This window comes from Brachyspira pilosicoli, from assembly GCF_019402445.1.
GTDB lineage: Bacteria > Spirochaetota > Brachyspiria > Brachyspirales > Brachyspiraceae > Brachyspira > Brachyspira pilosicoli_B.
On sequence record NZ_SRZM01000255.1, the window covers coordinates 1 to 2,325 of the forward strand.

Consider the following 2,325-nt stretch of genomic DNA (forward strand, 5'->3'; position numbering starts at 1 on the left):
ATTATAGCATTAGAGTATGCTCCAATGTCAAGACCTAAGCAGTAGTTTAAATTATTATAGAATTATATCAAATACTTATGTTTTATAATTATTTATAACCAAAAGGTATGGAGTAGTATAGCTTTTTTAGTTGTAACAAAATATAAATACTATTTTATATATTCCAAAAAGCTAAAACACTCGCACTTTCGCGAAGCGTACCATCATAGTAAGGCTCGCAGTTGACAAACTTCAATTTTTTCAGTATATATATAGCATATTTTTATCACAAAAACGGAAAACTTCAATATGGAAAATATTAATGACGCTTTAGATTATCTATACTCTTTTATGAATAAAAAAAATCTTCATAAAAAAAATAATAATCATATAAGCAATGTAGAAAACATTTTAAATATATTAGGCTATAAACAAAACTTCAAAATAATACACATTACAGGCACAAAAGGAAAAGGCTCTACTACTTTGAGTTTGGCTCATATGCTTAGTGCGTGCAATTACAAAACAGGTGCTTTTATATCCCCTCACATCATAAATGAAAGAGAGAGAATATCTATCAATGATGAATGGATTAGCGAGAATGATTTTATTTCTATAGTAAAAAAGATAAAGAATGTAATAGAAGAAAATAAACTTGATGAGAGCATAACTGTTTTTGAGTTTTTTACTATAATAGGTCTTTATTACTTTTTTATTAACAAAGTGGATTATGCTTGTATAGAGGTTGGCATTGGAGGGAGGTTTGATTGTACTAATATTGTAAACTCTTCTATTAGTATATTAACTTCTATCTCTTATGACCATGTTGATATATTAGGAAACACAATAGAAGAGATAACTTATCAAAAGGCTGGCATTATAAAAAATAATTCTATAGTAATATCAGCAATGCAAGAGAAGAACTCTATTGAAATAATAGAAAATGTGTCAAAAGAAAAAAATAGCAGACTATATACATTTGGTAAAGATTTTTATTCTAATATCATAAAAAACACAAGTGAAATATTAGAGTTTGATTATATAGAAAAAGAAAATAAATATCATTTTACAACCACACTTTTAGGAGAACATCAAAGCGAGAATATAGCATTATCATTCAAGGCTTTTACACTATTAGAAAGCAAAAAAGAAAACATAAATAAAGCAATAGACTCACTTCGTAATTTTAATATAAAGGCGAGATTAACTTTTATAGAGAGAAATCCAGACATTATAGTAGACGGTGCTCATAATGCTAAATCATTAAGCAGAATATTAAAGACTATTTATAAATGGTATGATAGTGTGGTGATATTATTTGCTCCTATAAGCGAAAAAGATGTAGGTGGAATGTGCGAGGTATTAAAAGAAAACAAAGACATAATTATAATAAGTTCTGCTAAGACAAAGTATAAAGATTCTGACAGTTTTAAGACTTATGAATATTTAAGAGAAAAAGAGAATGTATATCATATAGAGAGTTTTGACTTGGCGGTAGAAGAGATGAAGAAGATATCTAAGGAGAAGAATATACCAGCATTGGTGATAGGTTCTCTTTACAGTGCTAGCGACTATATAATTTCAGAAGAAGGGTGAAACTAAATTGTAATTTTTTATAGGATATATTATCAACTTTTTCCAGCCACAAAAAGAACAATAAAAAATAAATAAAATTATTTTAGTATAATAGCTTATGATTATTATATTTTTAAAAATTGTAAATAATAAAATAAATTTTTTAGTCGTCGAATTTCTGACCCATTAATTGACCATCGGCTGAAATATATAATTCCATCATATTATTAAGTTTTACTTTGTAATTGCCCCACTCCTTCTCTATTTCTATGATTATAGATGAAGGATAAGTCTTCTCAACTACATTCGCTATATTGGCAGGAAGTACTGTTTTAGGAACTCCCATATATTCACCGTCAATGCTCTTCCAATCTCCATTCATAAAAAAGTCTATAGAAACACCATTAGATAAATCCACCTCAAACTTTCCGTCATCACGCTCTACCTTCCATATTGTAACACCAGGATAGGCTGAAGCAATAAAGTCCTGTGCTTTTTTTGGCAATGCAGAAGCAGGAACCATCCAATCATCGGCAAATAATACAGAAGATAGCATTACAAAAACGATAATTAGAAGTGAATATCTTTTAGCCATCAGTAATAAACTCCCTAACTATAATATACAAAAATTATCAAGAAATGTCAATATTTATTTACATTTTTTACTATTTTTTTACAGTTTGCTCTATAAACTATACTTTTTATACTTAACAATTAAAAATCATAATAAAACCATATTAGACTTGTTTCAAAAGTACTTGACAAAATTAG

2 protein-coding genes are annotated in these 2,325 nt (G+C 27.8%); one reads left to right on the forward strand and one right to left on the reverse strand.

All coding sequences use genetic code 11. The features are described from left to right. The first annotated feature begins 288 nt into the window (after positions 1-288). A complete protein-coding gene (locus tag E6A48_RS08485; RefSeq protein ID WP_219709696.1) occupies positions 289-1,575 on the forward strand; it encodes a bifunctional folylpolyglutamate synthase/dihydrofolate synthase in 1,287 nt (428 codons plus the stop codon). Between the two features lie 142 nt (positions 1,576-1,717). Here the strand turns inward: E6A48_RS08485 and E6A48_RS08490 are convergent, their stop codons facing one another. Further along, entirely contained in the window at positions 1,718-2,149 is a 432-nt protein-coding gene (locus E6A48_RS08490; protein WP_219709697.1) for a PepSY-like domain-containing protein, read from the reverse strand. Positions 2,150-2,325 lie beyond the last annotated feature (176 nt).

What these genes read in the sequence shown, in the direction of transcription:
- E6A48_RS08485 (WP_219709696.1), top strand. Translation starts at nt 289, where the DNA reads ATGGAAAATATTAATGACGCTTTAGATTATCTATACTCTTTTATGAAT.
- E6A48_RS08490 (WP_219709697.1), bottom strand. Translation starts at nt 2,149, where the DNA reads ATGGCTAAAAGATATTCACTTCTAATTATCGTTTTTGTAATGCTATCT.